The sequence below is a fragment of the Ruegeria sp. CL6 genome, from assembly GCF_056536465.1.
The window spans coordinates 465,555-483,420 of sequence record NZ_JBQFPR010000003.1 but is presented as its reverse complement, the minus strand read 5'-3'; the positions used below and the strand labels follow the sequence as shown (position 1 = coordinate 483,420).

Sequence of the window (17,866 nt, the reverse complement as noted above, 5' to 3'; positions counted from 1 at the left end):
ACTTTGGCCGGTAAGAGGCAATGGCAGAGCCTTCACGACCCTGCCAGTGCCCGTGTTTTCGCTTACATGTTGGGATAGTTCGGTCCGTCGCCGCCCTGCGGCGTGGTCCAGGTGATGTTCTGGCTGGGATCCTTGATATCGCAGGTCTTGCAGTGAACACAGTTCTGGAAGTTGATGACGAATCGCGGTCCGTTCTCATCCTCGACCATTTCGTAAACCCCTGCCGGGCAGTAGCGCTGCGCAGGTTCGTCGAACTTGGGCATGTTGACATTGACCGGGATCGCCGGGTCGGACAGCCGCAGATGGCAAGGCTGACTTTCCTCGTGGTTGGTCATCGCAAACGAGACGTTGGTCAAGCGGTCAAACGACAGCACGCCATCGGGCTTGGGATAATCGATGGGCGCGTGCTTGCTGGCCTCTTCTGTCGCTTCAGCGTCATTCTTGCCGTGACCCAGAGTTCCGAACAGCGAGAAGCCCAGCGTGTTGGTCCACATGTCCAGACCACCAAAGGCAAGAGACGCTGTCAGGCCCCATTTCGACCACATCGGTTTAACGTTGCGCACCTTCTTCAGATCGCTGCCGATGGCACCGTCGCGCACGTCGGCCTCGTATGCGGTCAGCTCATCGCCCGCACGGTCGGCCTTGATAGCGTCAAACGCGGCCTCGGCTGCGGCTTTGCCCGACAGCATCGCATTGTGGTTACCCTTGATGCGCGGCACGTTGACCATACCCGCCGAACAACCCAGCAACGCCACACCCGGCGCAACCAGTTTCGGCATCGACTGATAGCCGCCCTCGGTGATCGCACGGGCACCGTAGGCCACGCGCTTGCCGCCTTTCAGCAGCTCGGCCACCATCGGGTGATGCTTAAAGCGCTGGAATTCCATGTAGGGATACAGGTGCGGGTTCTTGTAGTTCAGGTGAACCACGAAACCGACATAGACCTGATTGTTTTCAAGGTGATAGATGAACGATCCGCCACCTGCGTTGCTGCCCAGAGGCCAGCCCATCGTGTGCGTGACCGAGCCTTCCTTGTGCTTGGCCGGGTCGATCTCCCAGATCTCTTTCATGCCGACGCCGTATTTCTGCGGTTCTTTCCCGGCTTGCAGGTCGTATTTGGCGATCACTTCCTTGGACAGCGAACCGCGCACACCTTCTGACAGGAAGACGTATTTGCCGTGCAGTTCCATCCCCGGCTCGGTGTTGGGTCCGTAAGAGCCGTCGGCCTCCAGACCAAAGACACCGGCAACCACGCCTTTGACTTCGCCATTCTCGCCATAAACCATCTCGGAACAGGCCATGCCGGGGAAGATTTCCACGCCCAGTTCTTCGGCCTGTTCAGCCATCCAGCGGCAGACATTGCCCATCGAGACGATGTAATTGCCGTGGTTATTCATCAGCGGCGGCATCGGCCAGTTGGGGATGCGGATTTGTCCCGCCTCACCCAGCATATAGAAGTTGTCTTCTTCGACCGGCGTATTCAGAGGCGCGCCCTTTTCTTTCCAGTCAGGGATCAGCGCATCCAGACCACACGGATCCAGAACCGCACCCGACAGGATGTGCGCACCCACTTCCGAGCCCTTTTCCAGAACCACAACATTCAGGTCCGCATCCAGCTGTTTCAGACGAATGGCCGCCGACAGGCCCGCAGGACCTGCACCCACGATCACCACATCGTATTCCATCGCTTCGCGTTCAATCTCGGCCATCGCGGGCTCCTTAGCTAACTTTCCGAATTGGCGCTTTCACTGCGTGGTCTGCGCAATTTTGTTTCACGGGTGATTACATGGTCACAAAGACCTTGGTCAATCAAAACACGGCGTAACATTGCTGCAATGCGGCAGTTATTCCTCAGGAGCGTCGCCCATCAGGTACCTGGGACCGCTACCATAGGACCTGGCGCGATCGTCTGGGTTGTACAGAGCGCATTTCGGCAGGCTCAGGCAGCCGCAACCGATGCAGCCGTCCAGATTGTCGCGCAATCGCGTTAAAGTCTCGATTCGCTGATCCAGATGAGATCGCAATTCAACGCTGATTTTCTGCCAATCCTTGGGGGTTGGAGTTCGGTTGCCGGGCAGACCAGACAACACTTCACGAATCTCAGGCAGCGTCAGGCCGAACTGTTGTGCGATCATAACAAAGCTCAAACGACGGATATCAGCCCGCTGATACCGCCTTTGTCCGCCTGCGTTCCGCCACGGGGCAATCAGCCCTTGCGCCTCGTAGTACCGGATTGCCGAAACCGCCAACCCTGTGCGCTTGGCCAAAGCGCCAATAGCCAGCCCTTCGGAAATCGCCATTTTGCCCTCGTAAATACCTTGACCTAAAGTTAGGTTTAGAAATTACGGTGAGTCGGGACAAGCCTCAAAATGAAAAGGAGACCCCATGATGGCGACGCTTGAACACACAAACTTCACGGTCCGCGACCCGCAGGCTTCGGCCAAATGGATGCACGAGGTCTTTGGCTGGAAAACCCGATGGGAAGGCCCGGCCATCGCGGGCGGCTACACGGTTCATGTCGGCAGCACGCATACCTATCTGGCGCTGTACGCCCCCAGCGACCCAAAACCTGCGGATGAAACCGGCCATCACATAATAGGCGCGTTGAACCATGTCGGCGTGCTGGTCGAAGACATCGACGCGACAGAGGCCAAAGTGAAAGGTGCCGGGTTCACGCCAAAATCGCACGCAGACTACGAACCCGGAAAAAGATTCTACTTTGACGATGAAAATGGCATCGAATTTGAAGTCATCAGCTATGACTAGGCCGTATTCCGCACGTCTGGCGATTTAGCCCCCTTGCATTTCCCACGCCATTTGGGTCAGGTATTTGACGACCCATCAATTCGCCCCGACGCTTGTCTCATGCGGCGGGGCGAAGCAATTTTATGCGTGGACGACAAGAATATGGAAAAAATTCCAATGACGCCTTCGGGCAATGCCGCGCTCGAGGCGGAACTTAAAAACCTGAAATCCGTCGAGCGCCCCGCGATCATCGAGGCCATCGCCTCGGCCCGGGAACTGGGCGACCTGAAGGAAAACGCCGAGTATCATTCCGCCCGTGAAAAACAGGGCTTTATCGAAGGCCGCATCAAAGAGCTGGAAGGCATCTTGTCACTTGCGGACGTGATCGACCCGGCCAAACTGTCCGGTACGGTCAAATTCGGTGCCAAGGTCACTTTGGTCGATGAAGACACCGACGAAGAAAAGACCTGGCAGATCGTGGGCGAGTACGAAGCGAACATCGAAAACGGTTTGCTGAACATTAAATCCCCCATTGCCCGCGCCCTGATTGGCAAGGACGAGGGCGATAGTGTCGAGGTCCGCACCCCGGGCGGAGTGCGCTCCTACGAAATTCTGAGTATCGAGTACGCCTGACCGGAGCGTTAACCATGTCCGAGCCCACGCCAGAGCAGGAGACCGAGCGGCCGACCTCTCTGGGCATCTATGACACGCCGACCAAGCCGTCGGTGACCGAGATCGAGATCGTCGCGATTGTTCTCAGCGTAATCTGGCTGATCGTGTCGGTCGTATTCCTTGTACTGCCCGGCAAGGTGGAAGGGGGCGGATTCGTCGTCACCTTGCTTGCCGTCTTCATGCCGGTTGCGATGATCTGGGTCGCGGCGACGTCTATGCGTGCCGCCCGGATCATGCGTGAGGAAAGCGCCCGCTTGCAAACGGCGATCGACGCGATCCGGCAGGCATATGTTGTTCAACAGCAGCGCGGCACCAGCGCATATGAGCCCACAGTCACCAAAAAGCTCGACGAAATCGCACAGGCCGCGAAAAAGACCGAAAGTGCGCTGGCGACCTTTTCCACCCATCGCAGCGAACCGTTTCGGAGTGTCGCTCAAAGCGCAGCGGGTGATCAGACTTCTTTGGAACTTGGGACCCAGGCGGAAGACATTGCGCCACGTCTCAGCACCAGCGTGTTTATTCGTGCCCTGAACTTCCCCGAAACGCAGGAAGACACCGAAGGATTCGACGCCTTGCGCCTGGCACTGAAAGACCGGAAAGCCGCGCAGTTGGTTCAGGCATCGCAGGACGTTCTCACCCTACTGAGCCAAGAGGGGATCTATATGGATGACCTGCGTCCCGACATGGCGCGGCCCGAAATATGGCGGCAGTTTGCACAGGGTGCTCGCGGCCGTTCTGTTGCGGCCTTGGGGGGAATTCGTGACCGGTCGTCCCTTGCACTGACCGCAGGTCGAATGAAGCAAGATCCTATCTTTCGGGACGCAGCGCATCACTTTCTGCGCCGATTTGACCACATGCTTGTCGAATTTGAACCCGAGGCAAGTGACGCCGAACTGACAGCCCTTGGCGACACCCGCACCGCGCGCGCCTTCATGCTTTTGGGACGAGTGGCCGGGACCTTCGACTAAAGCCCGAAACTGCCGTAAGGAAGGAACCGGACAGGATCGCCCGGCTGAATGTGACACGCGCCGTCCTCAATCTCGACCAGCCCCTCAGCCCAACTCAGGCCACTGATCCGACCTGACCCTTCCGAGGCAAATACCTCGGCCTTTCCGTCACGGATGCGGGCGCGCAAATATTCACGCCGCCCCGGTTTCTTGCGTTTCTCGAACGCGGCGGGCAAGTCAAAGCCCTGCGGCTCCGACCAGCCCTCTCCTGCCAGCAGGCCAAGCGCAGGACGCGCGAAGATCAGCGCGCAAACCAAAGCGGCCACAGGATTCCCCGGAAGGCCGAATACTGGTGTTTCCTTCCACATACCCAGCGCCAACGGTCGTCCGGGTTTCAACGCGATCCGCCATTCCTGCATCGCACCAGCTTGCCGGAGCAGCGCCGAAACGTGATCTTCATCCCCGGCCGACGCGCCGCCGCTTGTAAGGATCACGTCAGCCTGACCAGCAGCCCGATCCAACCGGTCGCGCAACGCCTCACGGTCGTCTGCCACCTTGCCCATATCGACGGGCCTGAATCCCATCCGATCCATCAACGACAGCAGCATGGGGCGATTGGCATCAAATATCTGACCCGCCCGAGCGGCCTCTCCGGGTTCGACCAACTCATCCCCGGTTGAAAGCACCGCAACACTCAGCATCGATCGAACAGGAACTTCCGCCACACCCGTTGCGGACAGCAATGCGATGTCGGCAGGGGTCAACCGTCTTCCCCTACGCAGCACCGTATCGCCCTCGGCCACGTCTTCCCCGGCATTGCGGGCATTCGCGCCACGTTTGAGCGGGCCATGAAACGCCACGTGGCCGTCCTTGACCGTAACGTCTTCTTCCAGAACAACCGTGTCCATGCCATCGGGCAGGGCCGCTCCTGTCAGAACCCGCAGGGCATGGCCGGGCAGTACATGTCCGCTGAACAAAGAACCCGCCGCTGCTCGTCCATCCTGCAAGGGCATGACTTGAGGCCCATCCGGGGCTGGTCCGGCAAAACCGTACCCATCCACGGCGGAATTCGCCTGAGGCGGGTTAGAGCGTCGCGCACAAATATCGTCCGCCAGAATTCGGTTAGCGGCTTCCGACAGCGGCACAGACTCTGGCGCAGTTACCACCGAAAGCCTGTCACGCAACAAGGCCAGAGCATCATCCACGGGTGTCCAGTTCACCCCGGCGGGCAAAGCAAAACAATCGTTGCGCAAAGGTGGCGGCGCTATGTTCGGCTTGGTCATAAACCGACCTCCTGCAATACAAAGTCCGCAATCGCGACCGTGTCGTTCAGATCAAGGACGGGGATGCTTAGTTCCAGCGGGGTATCGCTGGCCACCGCCCGGATCGTTTCGTTTACCTCCGCGATCAGAGGGGTACCCGCCTCGGCCCGGAAAGCCTCGATCTTAGGATGGGCTTCGCGCTTGAAACCTTCGATCAGGATCAGATCGACCGGGCGCAAGCGTTCCAGAAGGCTGTTCAGAGAAGGTTCCGGCGCACCGCGCAGCTCCTGCATGATGGCGACGCGCTGCCCGGATGCAAGCAAGACCTCGTTGGCCCCAGCTTCGCGATGCCGGTAACTATCCGTGCCTTTCTGGTCCACATCAACACCGTGATGCGCGTGCTTGAGGGTGGAAACCGAATAGCCCCGCTTGGTGATCTCAGCCACCAAACGCTCCATCAGCCCGGTTTTGCCAGCGTTCTTCCAGCCGGTGACACCGTATACTTTCATGCTTGCTCCAGCAGTCGTTGGGCGCGCGCCAGATCGTCAGGTGTGTTGACGTTGAAGAAAGGGTCAAACGGGTCAACAGAGAACAGCGCCTCGCGCCCCCCGTGCTGATCCGTCCACAGGACGACTTTGCGCAGCCCATTGTTCAAAGCGTCGCGCAGATCGTCCCGCAGCGCCACGGGCCAGAGCCCAAAGGTTGGATGCCGGTTGATCTGCTTTCCACCGCCCGATTTCAACGTCTCATCCCCGGCGCGTGGCGTCGTGGCGAGGACTAGCGGATTCGCCTGCCCCTGCGCCGCTTGTGTCAGCCGCGCCACCAGATCACGAGGGAAGAACGGCGTGTCAGCCGCCGCGGTGACGATGCAGTCTGCATCGTGTTCCGCCGCCCAGTCCAACCCGGCAAGTACGCCTGCCAACGGTCCGGCAAAGCCTTCGATTGAGTCGGGAATGATCGGCAGATCAAAATCACGGAACCGGGCGGGATCGCCGTTTGCGTTCAGCGCCAAACCGTCCACCTGAGGGGCGAGCCGGTCTATCACATGCGCCATCAGGCTTTGCCCGCCGATCTGTAGCAGCCCCTTGTCGCCGCCACCCATGCGGGTCGCCAGCCCTCCTGCGAGGATCACGCCCAACGGTTTTCGCATGACCTCAGCCATTGGCGCTTTTCCTGCGATGTTTCTTATCCTCAACGGCCACGGTCGATGGATCAATATCGCGGAGCAAACGATCTTCACCCGCCAGACACACAAACCTCTGCCCGCGCATCCGGCCGATCAGAGTCAGCCCAACCTCGCGCGCGATCTCAACGCCCCATGCGGTGAAGCCCGAGCGCGACGCCAGAACGGGGATACCCATCATCGCCGTCTTGATCACCATTTCCGAGGTCAAACGGCCGGTAGTGTACAGAATCTTATCCTCTGCCGTTTCACCTTCGGACAACATCCAACCGGCGATCTTGTCGACTGCATTATGCCGACCCACGTCCTCCATATAGACCAGCGGACGGTTTTCCCGGCACAACACCGTGCCGTGGATCGCACCCGCCTCAAGATAGAGCGAAGGCGTGCGGTTGATCTTGGCGGCCAGATCATAAAGCCACGACGTGCGCACGGTAACCTGCGGCAAGCGCACGTCTTCGAGACCCTCCATCATATCCCCAAAAACGGTTCCAACGGCGCAGCCACTGGTTCGGGTCTTTTTCTTGAGCTTATCTTCATAAGACGTCTCGCGCGCCGTGCGGACAACGACGGTCTCCAGATCGTCATCGTATTCGACGCGGGTAATCTGGTCATCGGACAGCAGCATGCCCTGATTGCGCAGGAAACCCAGCGCCAGATATTCGGGGTAATCGCCAATGGTCATGGCGGTCACGATTTCCTGCGAATTCAGGAAAATCGTCAACGGACGTTCTTCAACCACTGAAATCTGGCTGGCCTCGCCATTCTGATCCACGCCTTCAACCGCACGGGTCAGCCGGGCCGCCCTGGGGTCGGGGGCGATGATATAGTCTGACAGGTTCTGTTCCGTGGCCAATTGCAACCCTTTCCCAAGACAGCTACTGCTGCGAGCAACACCATAGGATTTAGCCATGGCAGACACCACATCCAAGTCATACTTCTGGAAAGGGTTTCGGGACGGGACCCCGTTTATCTTTGTGGCGATCCCGTTCGGCACATTGTTTGGCGTGTTTGCGACCGAAGCAGGCTTGAACATCGTCCAAACGATGGCGTTCACCTCTACCGTTTTTGCCGGAGCCGCCCAGTTCGCCGCCCTGCAACTGCTGCAGGATCAGACTCCTACTGCGATCATTCTGGTATCGGCCTTGGCGGTGAATCTGCGCATGGCGATGTACTCGGCCTCACTGACTCCGTTTCTGGGCTCGGCCCCGATGTGGCAGCGCGCTTGCGCGGCCTATCTGACTGTCGACCAATCCTATGCCTGTTCGATCGTTCAATTCGAGAAAGAGCCGCAAATGAGCGTCCCCCAACGGATGGCTTATTTCGTCGGTTCGGTCACGCCGATCACACCTCTTTGGATACTGGCGACCTATCTTGGCGCGGTTCTGGGGACGCGCATTCCGGAAAGCTGGGCGCTGGATTTTGCCCTGCCGATCACGTTTCTGGCGATGATCGGACCGATGATGCGCACCCTGCCCCATGTGGTGGCAGCACTCGCGGCAATTGTGGTGTCCCTGCTGACGGTGGCGATTCCGTTCAATCTGGGCCTGCTGATCGCCGGGTGCGCCGGCATGATCGCAGGCGCACAGGCCGAATTGATGGCCGAGCGCAGAAAGGCCGCCGCATGACACAGCCTGATCCGGTCACGATCTGGACCATCATCATCGGGCTGGCCATCGGCAGCTATGCCCTGCGCTTTGTCTTTATCGGTCTGGTCGGAGATCGCCCGATGCCACCGTGGTTGCTGCGCCATCTGCGCTATACGGCCGTGGCAATCATTCCTGCGTTGATCGCGCCGCTGGTCGTGTGGCCTACGGCGACAGGCGGTCAACCCGATGCGCCGCGCATGGCGGCGGCGGCCGTGGCCTTGGCGACTGGTCTGTTTACCAAAAACGTGATCGCAGCCATCTTCAGCGGGGCCGCAGCGCTTTACGGGCTGCTCTACCTATTGGGCTGAGTCGGCTTCCAACTGGTTCAATTGCGCATTGTTGAAGGCGAGACCGGTTTGCAGATCGGCATCGTCATTTTCCCGGTACTCGGCCGTTTGAACACCCGGTAGCTGGGCAAACTGGTCCGACAGATTGACAGGGTAGAAAGTGGTTTCGATCTGCTCGAACCCCGGCACCTGCTGCAACAACTGGGCGGTCGAATTGGCGCAGAACGCACCTGCAACCGGCCCCGACTGCTTGGCGATCCGCAAGGCAATCTCAGCCTGCTGGGGGGTCACTTCGACGGTTTGGATGCGCGCATAATGCGTTTCGCGCGCGTGGCTGCTGCGATAGGCGCGTTCCACGTTCGGCGTTATGCCATATAGAACGTCGTCCTTGATCGGAACCACATCCGCCCGAAAAGATCCAGCGGGGTCAAAGATCACCCTCTCGCTGCCATTGATCATCAGCGAGGTATGGGCACCCGAACCCGTCCGGGTGCTGATCATCGTATACAGGGTCAGGGTCGACGGCCCTGGATCGCGATAGGACCGCGCCGAAATTTCAGCCAAGTCCGCCTGCGGACGCTGAGACCCGGCACAGCCTGCAACTGTCGCTGCCAACAAACAGGCAATCAAAATCCTGATCACGGCCAACCCCGTTCTTCGGATTTAAGCGGCGAAGACCGCCAGGAAAAGGCAGAGGAAGGCGATGGCAACCACGCACCATGTGGTAGCCTTGATGAACCCGTTGAAGGTTTTTGTTTGAACGGTGATGTCCATTTCGCCGTGCTTGTATTCAGCCATGATTTGAGAATCCCAATTCGCGTGTTCGAGATGTTGGATAATCGAAAATCCCGGGCCTGTCACCACGTCATTCGCGCGCAGGGGCCAAGGTTTGGAACACAGAACACCCGGGATAGCCAAACCCCCAGCGCCACGGAAGCCCGGAACAGGGGCCGCCACCAAATCGAACGGCTGCATACATCGCCTCGGCCGTGACAGAATGTGCCAGACGAATCTGATCCGGTGTCATGTCATAGCGTTGCGCGTAGTCCTCGGCACGATCCTCTCCGTGCTGTTTGACGCAGGCGCGCAACATGTCGTCGGCGGAAAGGCGTGCCTCGAAACTGTCCTCGGCCCTCAGCGCGCCACCGGCATTGTGATAGGCGCGGTCATGGGTGACGCAGCACCCCTCCCACGGCGGGTGGGCTTCGTAGAGCGCGCCGAACTTGGGAAACGTATCAGCGACGAAACGCCAGCTTGCCGATAGACCGCCCGAGCAGCCATCTGTTTCAAACGGCGTCAATTCGGCCTCGCCGCGCTGCGTGATAAGGGCGTGATGAGCGGGCATTTCGAGACTTCGGATAAAGTCCTGCGAAAAGGCCGGCGACGCGCAAAAGATCAGCGCCGCAATCAGGTTACGGACTTGCATCACGCATCGCCTCAGTATCGACAGACATACCAAACGCAGCGGCCAGCCACAGAAGCAACCGCTCGCCCGGCCCCATTTCGGCGCGCACGCGCAGGACTTCGTTGGCCATCCCGGGGCGGTCGGTGATCAGCCCGTCCACGCCCATAGAGGCCATTGCAGACATTTGCAGCGGGTCGTTGACCGTCCAGACATAGATGTCCTTGCCCGCCGCCTGAACCGAACGCACCAGCCCCGGCGTGGCCATCGCAGCATTTACGGCGACAAACTCGCCTTCAAGCCCTGACAGATCACCGATTGCGGTGGCCGCAAGAACCCCTGCACGCCAGTCCGGGCGCAGTTTCTTCATCTTTTGCACGGCCGGATACTTCAGCGACATCGTGGCGATGTCGTCCTGCATATCGAATTCCTCGACCAAGGCCGCCACGCGGTTTTCCAGATCGACATCGTGGCCATAATATTTCAACTCGATGATGACCTTGGCCTTGCCCTTGGCCGCCGCCAGCACGTCGCGCAGGGTCGGGGTGCGCTCATCGGCATATTCAGGGTCAAACCAACTGCCGATGTCGATCTCGGCTACATCTTCCATCGTCGCATCCCAAACTTTGGTTGGGACGCCCGCCAGTTTCATGAAGTCGCTGTCATGGGCGACGATCACCACATCATCTGCGGTTTCCTGCACGTCGATCTCGACCCAGTCGGCCCCATCCTCGATCGCTTTCAGGACAGCCGCCATCGTGTTTTCGGGCCGCAGGGCAGCCGCCCCGCGATGGCCGATAACCTCGGCCCGGTCCGGAGCCTGAACACGTTCCAGCAGATGCTGGCCAAACCACAGGCTGACCAGAACGGCGACGGCAGCCACACCGACCGCCGCGAACAGCGGCACCCGCAGAGTGCCGGGCTCGGGGTGCGGTGGTTCGTCTGTCTTGATCTCGAAAAACCTGTCCAGCACTACAGCCAGAGCACCCAGGGCTGTCGCTGCCAGCACCAGCCCCGCCAGCGACCATAGCCCGGCAACCAGCAGGCTGTAGGTCAAAGCCAGGCGCAGGTTCGAGCTGTCCTGAAGGGGCACGATTGCGAACAAAATTCCGGCAACCCATGCGATCAGAGCCGCAATAGCCAGTCGCAATCCCAGCCACATCGCCAGATCGACCTTTAGGCGGCCACGCTTCCCCTCCATCCGTTCTGCGCTCAGCGGGAACGCATCCGCCGGGCGAACCTGCTCGAACAACACCAGATGAAGCGACAGCGCCCACGCCGAAAGTCTGCGGATCAAAACCCAGGCCATGACCAAAACCACGGCCCCGATCAATACTACGGCCACCCAGAAGGAAGGTGGTTTGAAGGTCAGGTAGTAATTGATGTCATATTCCGTCAGCCTCCACCAAGCGATCAAGGCTGACAGGGCCGCGAAGGGCAGAACCAACAACAAAACCCTTAGAACGAACCGAACCGCAAAGCCAAACAGCGCGGGAAGGCGCGACAAAATCAGACCTATGGCGGCACTGCCAGCGCGCCACGGGTCGGACTCTCCCATGCGCAGCGATCCCGCCATAACGGAGAACACGAATACTTCGGCCAGCAGGAACAGGCTCAGAACGGCGACAGCGACTAGGAAACCGGCGGGAGACAGGACAAATGCCGCGATATCCTGATCTGTCAGCGCGGTCTGACTGGACAGCGAGACCGCAAGGTTCGCGGCAATCGCCAGCCCTGGCGTGATCAGCGCGATCAACAGCAGGCGCACCACGACATAGATCGGAACAAACACGCGGCGTCGCGCCCATGCGCCTTTGTAGGCATTTGTAACGGCTGAGAAACTTGTCACCTGACGCCCCCTTAAATGATCCCCTCATTCAAGGCCGCGCCGTCACGAATTGCAAGTCAGGCCGTCAGCTTTCTTCCAGATTTGCCGCCAGCCGGAACCCGATGCGATTTGCGGGTTTGTCTTCGACCGATTTCGGCAAGGCGCGCAGCATCACGTTTAACTGGCTCACATGTTGCACAAGCTGGGTTCGTGCCCCGGTCGCGTCCGAGCCGTAGAAGGTGATGACATCGGGGTCGAAATATCCCATCCCTTCGATCCGCATGACACCCGCATCACCGCCGGTAAAACCCATCGCGATCTCGTGGTCGCTATCCAATGTTTGTTCAAAATTCTGGATGTACAGGATCAGACGCTCATAGGCCCATTGCGCCGGGCTTTTGGTTTCAACCGGTGCTTTCAGCGGATCGGGCAGGTCTTTTGCACCGGATTTCGCGTTGGGATTGGCATGCACCTCGTAACACCGGGGAAGGGCCGCGGATTCCGCTGCCTCGGCTGAGGTTTCGATCTTGTCCATGCCTTTACCCTTTGCGCTGAAACTCCCACGCCCCGTCCGCACGGCGCGTCCGGGTGACAGCACCAATGTGGTAAAGATGGTTGAGATGTGCAACCGACTCGACCAAGGCCAGCCCGTATTCGCCCTCGCCAATCTTGCGTTTGAACAGCGGGACAAAACAGTCGGCGGCGGTTTTGGGCGTATCCAGATAGTCTTGCAGGCGATCCAGCGCGCTGTGGTGATTGTCGATCAGTTGCTTCATCCGCAACGGCAACCCAGTGAATGGCAGCTTGTGCCCACCCAGCGCCAGTTGATCGGGCCGGGCCAGACCTTGCAGACGCTCGCACGCCTCTAGCCATTCGGCGACCGGGTCGGCCATCGGTTCGGTGACAAAGACGCCAAGGTTGGGACTGATCGAACTGAGAATCTGATCCCCGGTAATCACCAGATTGTCGTCGCAGCTCCAGAATGTGGCATGTTCGGGCGCGTGGCCATTGCCCATATGCACGACCCAGTCACGCCCGCCCATGCGGATCACGCCATCCTGCTTGATCCGGGTAAAACCCAGCGGCATCGGATAAACCGTATCGCAATAGTTGAAGGGCCGTTCGGTCATGCGCTTGGCCAGAATTTCAGGCGCCATGCCTGCGCTGCGATAGTAATCCAGCGTTTCCTGGGGCCAGGTTTCCTGCACATCCAGCGTCAGCATTCGCGCAAACAGCCAGGCGGTGCGGGTCGTGATCAGTTCCACGCCGTGTTCAGACTGGAACCAACCCGCATTGCCGATGTGGTCCGGGTGGTGATGCGTCACCACAACCCGGTTCACTGGTTTACCGCGCAACGGACCCGCCAAAAGCGTTTCCCAGATCGCGCGGGTTTTCTTCGATGAAAACCCCGTGTCGATCAACGTCCATCCGTCACCGTCATCCAGAGCGTAGACATTGACGTGATCCAGCGCCATCGGCAGCGGAAGCCGCATCCACAGCACACCCTCGGCGACCTCGATCGCTTCGCCCTGGGCCGGAGGCTCGGGCCATGGATAGCGGATCGCCAGAGGGGTATCGCCGTCCATCAGGCTGCCAGCTCGTCTGCGCTGAGGGCATAAATATCGTCCGCCCCGTTCTGCGCCTGCGCCAGAAGACCGGCAAACTCAGGCAGCAGCGCATTGATATAGTAGCGCGCCAGCTTAAAGCGTGGACCTTCCGGTTCGGCCAAAGCCGCCTTGAGGTGATAATGCCCACCCAGAACACGCGCGAAGGCGTGCAGATAGGGCACGGCACCGGCAAAACGCGTGTTCATGTCCGTCTGCGACACAAGCCATTCGGTTGTTTCCCGCAGGCTTTCGGTGGCTTCCCAAACAGGTCCGGCCAGTTCAGGCATCGTCGCGCGCGCTTTTTCGGCGTGATCTTCGATTTCGTCCAGAAGACGTCCGGCCGCTTCACCGCCATCCATCATCTTACGCGCAACAAGGTCCATGGCCTGAATGCCGTTGGTGCCTTCGTAAATCGCGGTTACGCGGACATCGCGATAATACTGCGCAGCGCCGGTTTCTTCGATGAAACCCATGCCGCCATGCACCTGAACGCCGGTTTCCGACACGCGCATTCCGGTTTCGGTTCCAAACGCCTTGCCGATTGGTGTCAGCAAAGCCGCGCGGGCGACCCATTCGGGATCGTCAGTGGCCGAGGCCATGTCGATCGCGGACGCATTCGCCAGCATAATTGCGCGGGCCGCAAACGTATCGGCGCGCATCCCCATCAACATGCGACGTACATCTGCGTGATCAATGATGGTGCCCGAGGGTGTCTTACCCTGCTTACGCTCCAGCGCGTATTCCAGCGCATGTTGATAAGCGCCTTCGGCCGCGCCAACGCCCTGCCCCCCGACGCCCAGACGCGCGTTGTTCATCATAGTGAACATCGCGGCCATGCCGCCGTGCTCTTTGCCGATAAGCCAGCCCTTGGCGCCGTCATACTGCATCACACAGGTCGGCGACCCGTGCAGACCCATCTTGTGCTCTAGCGAGACCACTTTCAGATCGTTGGCCACGCCGGGATTGCCATTCTCGTCCGGCAGGTACTTGGGCACCAGGAACAGAGAAATACCTTTCGTGCCCGGCACACCATCGGGCAGGCGTGCCAGAACCAGATGGCAGATGTTTTCGGCGAAATCGTTGTCGCCCCAAGAGATATAGATCTTCTGGCCCGACACCGCATAGGTGCCATCGCCATTGGGTTCCGCCTTTGAGGTCAGCGCACCAACGTCCGAACCGGCCTGCGGTTCGGTCAGGTTCATGGTGCCCGACCATTCGCCCGAGATCATCTTGGGCAGGTAGAGGTCTTTCAACGCGTCACTGGCGTGATGTTCCAGCGCCTCGATCTGGCCCTGTGTCATCAACGGAGCCAGTTGCAGCGACAGGCAGGCCGCGCTCATCATCTCGTTGACGGCAGTGGTCAGAGTCATCGGCAGGCCCATGCCACCATATTCGGGATCGGCGCTCATTCCGATCCAGCCGCCTTCAGCAATGGCTTTCCAACCGTCGCCGTATCCGGGCGACGTGCGCAGCACACCGTTTTCCAGTCGGGCCGGTTCCAGGTCGCCAGGTCTCTGAAGCGGCGCCATGATATCTTCACACAATTTGCCAGCTTCGGTCAGGATGGCGCTGACGACATCTTCACTGGCTTCCGAGAATTTCTCGGTCGCAGCGATCTGGTCGAAACCGATGGCATTGCGGAACAGAAATTCATAATCGGAGATTGGCGCGCGGTACGGCATGTCTTCCCTCGGAGTTGTTTGATTCGGTTTACGCTGACGGGGTTGGAATTTCCACCTTCAGTCTTTATGCATCTGGGATTGAACGATTACGTAGCCTTACCCATGTTACACGCAATCAAAACGCGGCGTCACCGCCCATGAGTCCTAACGGCACTCGGGAATTTAGCGCGGACTCCCGCGGAATCGCGCAGGCTGCGGACCTGCTGCGACAGGGTCTTTTGGTCGCCTTTCCGACCGAAACAGTTTACGGGCTGGGCGGAGATGCACGCAACGGTGAAGCCGTGGCTGGCATCTATGCAGCAAAAGGACGCCCCAGTTTCAACCCGCTGATCGCGCATGTCGCTTCGGTCGAAGCCGCCCAACGATTTGTCGAGTGGTCCGATCAGGCCGACAAGTTGGCGCGGGCGTTCTGGCCTGGTCCACTGACACTGGTTCTGCCCTTGCGCGCGGGTCATGGCGTATCTTCGCTGGTCACCGCCGGATTGGACACTCTGGCTGTGCGCGTTCCGGCACATCCGTCGGCGCGTGCATTGCTAAGTGCATTTGACGGACCGGTCGCTGCGCCCTCGGCCAATCCCTCGGGCCAGATCAGCCCCACCACGGCCGAGCACGTGCGGGCCGGACTGGGCGGTCGCATAGCTGCCATTCTAGACGATGGACCCTGCGGGGTTGGGGTGGAGTCCACGATCGTCGGGCTGGCGGGTGACCCCGCCCTTCTGCGCCCCGGAGGTGTGGCGCTAGAGCAAATCGAAGCCGTACTGAAAACGCGACTGCACTTTCATAAGCCCGGCGATACCCTGACAGCACCGGGACAGTTGCAGTCGCACTATGCACCCGACGCGCCGGTAAGGTTGAACGCAGGCGAAACGCAAGGCGATGAGGTTTTGTTGGGGTTCGGACAGGTTGACTGCGATCTGAACCTGTCGCCGGACGGTGACCTGACCGAAGCTGCCGCCAATCTTTTTGCCGCCCTGCACAACCTGAATGACACTGGCCGACCCATCGCGGTGTCACCCATCCCGGATCATGGGCTAGGGGCCGCAATCAACGATCGTCTGCGCCGCGCCGCCGCGCCACGCGATAGCTGATCAGGCGCGCCCGGCGCTGGCCGACAGGGTCAGGGGGTCCACACCCAACGTGGCAAGCGCGGCCTCCCATTTCTCGTCGTCGGGAATGTCGAAAACCAGCTTGGATGACGCCTCGGCCGTGAGCCAGCCGTTTTTTGCGATCTCATCCTCAAGCTGCCCCGGACCCCAGCCGGAATAGCCCAGCGCCAATGTCGAGTTCAGCGGTCCCGTCCCCGAGGCCAGGTCTTCAAGCACGTCCAAAGTGGCCGTCATGCTGAAATCGTCCGAAATCTTCATTGAATGCAGGTTGGCGTCATAGTCCGAACTGTGCAGCACAAACCCTCTGGACATTTCCACGGGGCCGCCAAAGTGAACCAGCCGCTCGCCGACAATCGGAATCTGGCAGGCGATATTGAGCTGTTCGAGCAAGGTTTTGATCCGCAGGTCCGAAGACTTGTTCACGATCAGCCCCATCGCCCCGTCGTCACCATGACTGCATATATAGACCACTGAATGATCGAAGCGCGGGTCTCCCATGCCAGGCATCGCAATCAACAGTTTTCCGGTCAGGTCCATAAAACGACATCTCTTGCTGAATACCCCTCAACAATGGCCCCGGGGGGCCGGTATTGGCAAGGGATCAACGAAGATTTCCGCAGATTTCATTCAAGTGACCGGAACGTGACTTGGAATCGGACCCGACACGGCGCATGTTGTGGGTATGATCGCAAAGGTGACATTTTCGACGCTCGCATTGACCTTGAGCCTTGGTTTACCCGGCCCTGTAACAGCACAGGTGAAGGGGGACGTGGCACAACTGGACATTCTGGACGGTGGCCGCACGGCAAAGGGCAATTACCTTGGGGCGCTGCGCGTGACCTTGAAAGACGGGTGGAAAACCTACTGGCGCGCACCAGGAGACGCGGGGATTCCGCCTCAGTTCAACTGGAACGGTTCGGACAATGTAGGGGGCGTGTCGATCACTTGGCCCGCGCCCCATGTGTTCGACCAGAACGGCCTGCAGTCCATCGGGTACGAGGATCAACTGGTCCTTCCGGTTGAGATAACCCCAAAGAACCCTTCGCGTCCCGTGCGATTAAGTGGAACGATGGATTTGGGCGTTTGCAAAGATGTCTGCATCCCCGAGCAACTGGATTTCGATCATACCTTGAACGCGAACGCGGGTCGCAATCCCGCGATTGCCGCCGCGCTCGCCCAGCGCCCTTTCTCGGCGAAAGAAGCGCGTGTTTCGCGCACCAGTTGCCACCTGACACCCACGCCTGATGGTATGCAGATCGAGGCTCGCGTTACCATGCCCTCGGCCGGAGGGCGTGAGGTCGCCGTTATCGAACCCGGTAATCCGGCGTTGTGGGCCTCGCCCCCCGAAACAGTACGGCAGGGCGATACGCTGGTCGCCACCTCCGAGGTGATCAGCGAATCCGGCGGTCCTTTCGCGCTGGATCGATCCGAAATACGGATCACCGTCTTGGGTGCGAGTCATGCCGTTGACATTCAAGGGTGCAGCGCAGGCTGAC

21 protein-coding genes are annotated in these 17,866 nt (G+C 59.6%); 7 read left to right on the top strand and 14 right to left on the bottom strand.

The window, feature by feature from the left end; all coding sequences use genetic code 11:
• Positions 1–62: 62 nt before the first annotated feature.
• Complete coding sequence (locus tag ACR0LH_RS11970; RefSeq protein WP_480721124.1) at positions 63–1,709, bottom strand: electron transfer flavoprotein-ubiquinone oxidoreductase; 1,647 nt, start codon at positions 1,707–1,709, stop codon at positions 63–65.
• 135 nt (positions 1,710–1,844) lie between these two features.
• Entirely contained in the window at positions 1,845–2,300 is a 456-nt protein-coding gene (soxR, locus tag ACR0LH_RS11965) for a redox-sensitive transcriptional activator SoxR (protein WP_480721123.1), read from the bottom strand.
• A gap of 85 nt (positions 2,301–2,385) precedes the next feature.
• On the opposite strand from soxR, the gene ACR0LH_RS11960 reads away from it, so the two are divergent.
• From ACR0LH_RS11960 to ACR0LH_RS11950, 3 genes are all read left to right on the top strand, one after another.
• Positions 2,386–2,766: a VOC family protein gene (locus ACR0LH_RS11960; RefSeq protein WP_170415079.1), complete on the top strand. Its 381-nt coding sequence runs from the start codon at positions 2,386–2,388 to the stop codon at positions 2,764–2,766.
• A gap of 141 nt (positions 2,767–2,907) precedes the next feature.
• Positions 2,908–3,378 (top strand): transcription elongation factor GreA, encoded by a 471-nt coding sequence (gene greA / locus ACR0LH_RS11955; RefSeq protein ID WP_170387425.1) that lies wholly within the window; start codon positions 2,908–2,910, stop codon positions 3,376–3,378.
• 14 nt (positions 3,379–3,392) lie between these two features.
• A complete protein-coding gene (locus tag ACR0LH_RS11950) occupies positions 3,393–4,385 on the top strand; it encodes a hypothetical protein (RefSeq protein WP_170387423.1) in 993 nt (330 codons plus the stop codon).
• On the opposite strand, the gene ACR0LH_RS11945 is transcribed toward ACR0LH_RS11950, so the two are convergent.
• Genes ACR0LH_RS11945 through ACR0LH_RS11930 form a run of 4 tightly spaced genes read right to left on the bottom strand, consistent with a single transcriptional unit; the run spans position 4,382 to position 7,722 of the window.
• Entirely contained in the window at positions 4,382–5,647 is a 1,266-nt protein-coding gene (locus tag ACR0LH_RS11945; protein ID WP_480721122.1) for a molybdopterin-binding protein, read from the bottom strand. The genes ACR0LH_RS11950 and ACR0LH_RS11945 overlap by 4 nt on opposite strands.
• Positions 5,644–6,135 carry a molybdopterin-guanine dinucleotide biosynthesis protein B gene (gene mobB / locus ACR0LH_RS11940; protein WP_480721121.1) on the bottom strand — a complete coding sequence of 164 codons (492 nt, stop codon included), beginning with the start codon at positions 6,133–6,135 and terminating at the stop codon, positions 5,644–5,646. The genes ACR0LH_RS11945 and mobB overlap by 4 nt, the downstream gene beginning before the upstream one ends.
• Positions 6,132–6,776 (bottom strand): molybdenum cofactor guanylyltransferase MobA, encoded by a 645-nt coding sequence (gene mobA, locus ACR0LH_RS11935; protein ID WP_170485288.1) that lies wholly within the window; start codon positions 6,774–6,776, stop codon positions 6,132–6,134. The genes mobB and mobA overlap by 4 nt, the downstream gene beginning before the upstream one ends.
• A gap of 4 nt (positions 6,777–6,780) precedes the next feature.
• The gene (locus ACR0LH_RS11930) at positions 6,781–7,722 is read right to left on the bottom strand and encodes a formate dehydrogenase accessory sulfurtransferase FdhD (RefSeq protein ID WP_480721119.1); all 942 of its coding nucleotides are present in this window, start codon (positions 7,720–7,722) and stop codon (positions 6,781–6,783) included.
• On the opposite strand from ACR0LH_RS11930, the gene ACR0LH_RS11925 reads away from it, so the two are divergent.
• Entirely contained in the window at positions 7,721–8,437 is a 717-nt protein-coding gene (locus tag ACR0LH_RS11925) for an AzlC family ABC transporter permease (RefSeq protein ID WP_480721118.1), read from the top strand. The genes ACR0LH_RS11930 and ACR0LH_RS11925 overlap by 2 nt on opposite strands.
• The gene (locus tag ACR0LH_RS11920) at positions 8,434–8,766 is read left to right on the top strand and encodes an AzlD domain-containing protein (RefSeq protein WP_480721117.1); all 333 of its coding nucleotides are present in this window, start codon (positions 8,434–8,436) and stop codon (positions 8,764–8,766) included. The genes ACR0LH_RS11925 and ACR0LH_RS11920 overlap by 4 nt, the downstream gene beginning before the upstream one ends.
• Here ACR0LH_RS11920 and ACR0LH_RS11915 read toward each other — a convergent pair.
• From ACR0LH_RS11915 to ACR0LH_RS11885, 7 genes are all read right to left on the bottom strand, one after another.
• The gene (locus tag ACR0LH_RS11915; protein ID WP_480721116.1) at positions 8,755–9,387 is read right to left on the bottom strand and encodes a hypothetical protein; all 633 of its coding nucleotides are present in this window, start codon (positions 9,385–9,387) and stop codon (positions 8,755–8,757) included. The two genes, ACR0LH_RS11920 and ACR0LH_RS11915, sit on opposite strands and share 12 nt — an antisense overlap.
• A 21-nt stretch (positions 9,388–9,408) precedes the next feature.
• Positions 9,409–9,543: an aa3-type cytochrome c oxidase subunit IV gene (locus ACR0LH_RS11910; RefSeq protein WP_058281864.1), complete on the bottom strand. Its 135-nt coding sequence runs from the start codon at positions 9,541–9,543 to the stop codon at positions 9,409–9,411.
• 67 nt (positions 9,544–9,610) lie between these two features.
• Positions 9,611–10,171 (bottom strand): hypothetical protein, encoded by a 561-nt coding sequence (locus ACR0LH_RS11905; RefSeq protein WP_480721115.1) that lies wholly within the window; start codon positions 10,169–10,171, stop codon positions 9,611–9,613.
• A complete protein-coding gene (locus ACR0LH_RS11900) occupies positions 10,158–11,996 on the bottom strand; it encodes a glycerophosphodiester phosphodiesterase (protein WP_480721114.1) in 1,839 nt (612 codons plus the stop codon). Before ACR0LH_RS11900 ends, ACR0LH_RS11905 begins: the two co-directional genes overlap by 14 nt.
• Positions 11,997–12,060: 64 nt before the next feature.
• The gene (locus ACR0LH_RS11895) at positions 12,061–12,510 is read right to left on the bottom strand and encodes a DUF6173 family protein (protein ID WP_170387405.1); all 450 of its coding nucleotides are present in this window, start codon (positions 12,508–12,510) and stop codon (positions 12,061–12,063) included.
• A gap of 4 nt (positions 12,511–12,514) precedes the next feature.
• A complete protein-coding gene (locus ACR0LH_RS11890; RefSeq protein ID WP_170804533.1) occupies positions 12,515–13,561 on the bottom strand; it encodes an MBL fold metallo-hydrolase in 1,047 nt (348 codons plus the stop codon).
• A complete protein-coding gene (locus tag ACR0LH_RS11885) occupies positions 13,561–15,264 on the bottom strand; it encodes an acyl-CoA dehydrogenase family protein (protein WP_480721113.1) in 1,704 nt (567 codons plus the stop codon). The genes ACR0LH_RS11890 and ACR0LH_RS11885 overlap by 1 nt, the downstream gene beginning before the upstream one ends.
• A 137-nt stretch (positions 15,265–15,401) precedes the next feature.
• Between ACR0LH_RS11885 and ACR0LH_RS11880 the strand changes: the two genes are divergently transcribed.
• A complete protein-coding gene (locus ACR0LH_RS11880) occupies positions 15,402–16,352 on the top strand; it encodes an L-threonylcarbamoyladenylate synthase (protein ID WP_480721112.1) in 951 nt (316 codons plus the stop codon).
• Here the strand turns inward: ACR0LH_RS11880 and ACR0LH_RS11875 are convergent, their stop codons facing one another.
• Positions 16,353–16,907, bottom strand: a complete 555-nt coding sequence (locus tag ACR0LH_RS11875; RefSeq protein ID WP_170387396.1) for a YqgE/AlgH family protein — start codon at positions 16,905–16,907, stop codon at positions 16,353–16,355.
• A gap of 145 nt (positions 16,908–17,052) precedes the next feature.
• Between ACR0LH_RS11875 and ACR0LH_RS11870 the strand changes: the two genes are divergently transcribed.
• Entirely contained in the window at positions 17,053–17,865 is an 813-nt protein-coding gene (locus tag ACR0LH_RS11870; RefSeq protein ID WP_480721169.1) for a protein-disulfide reductase DsbD domain-containing protein, read from the top strand.
• Position 17,866 lies beyond the last annotated feature (1 nt).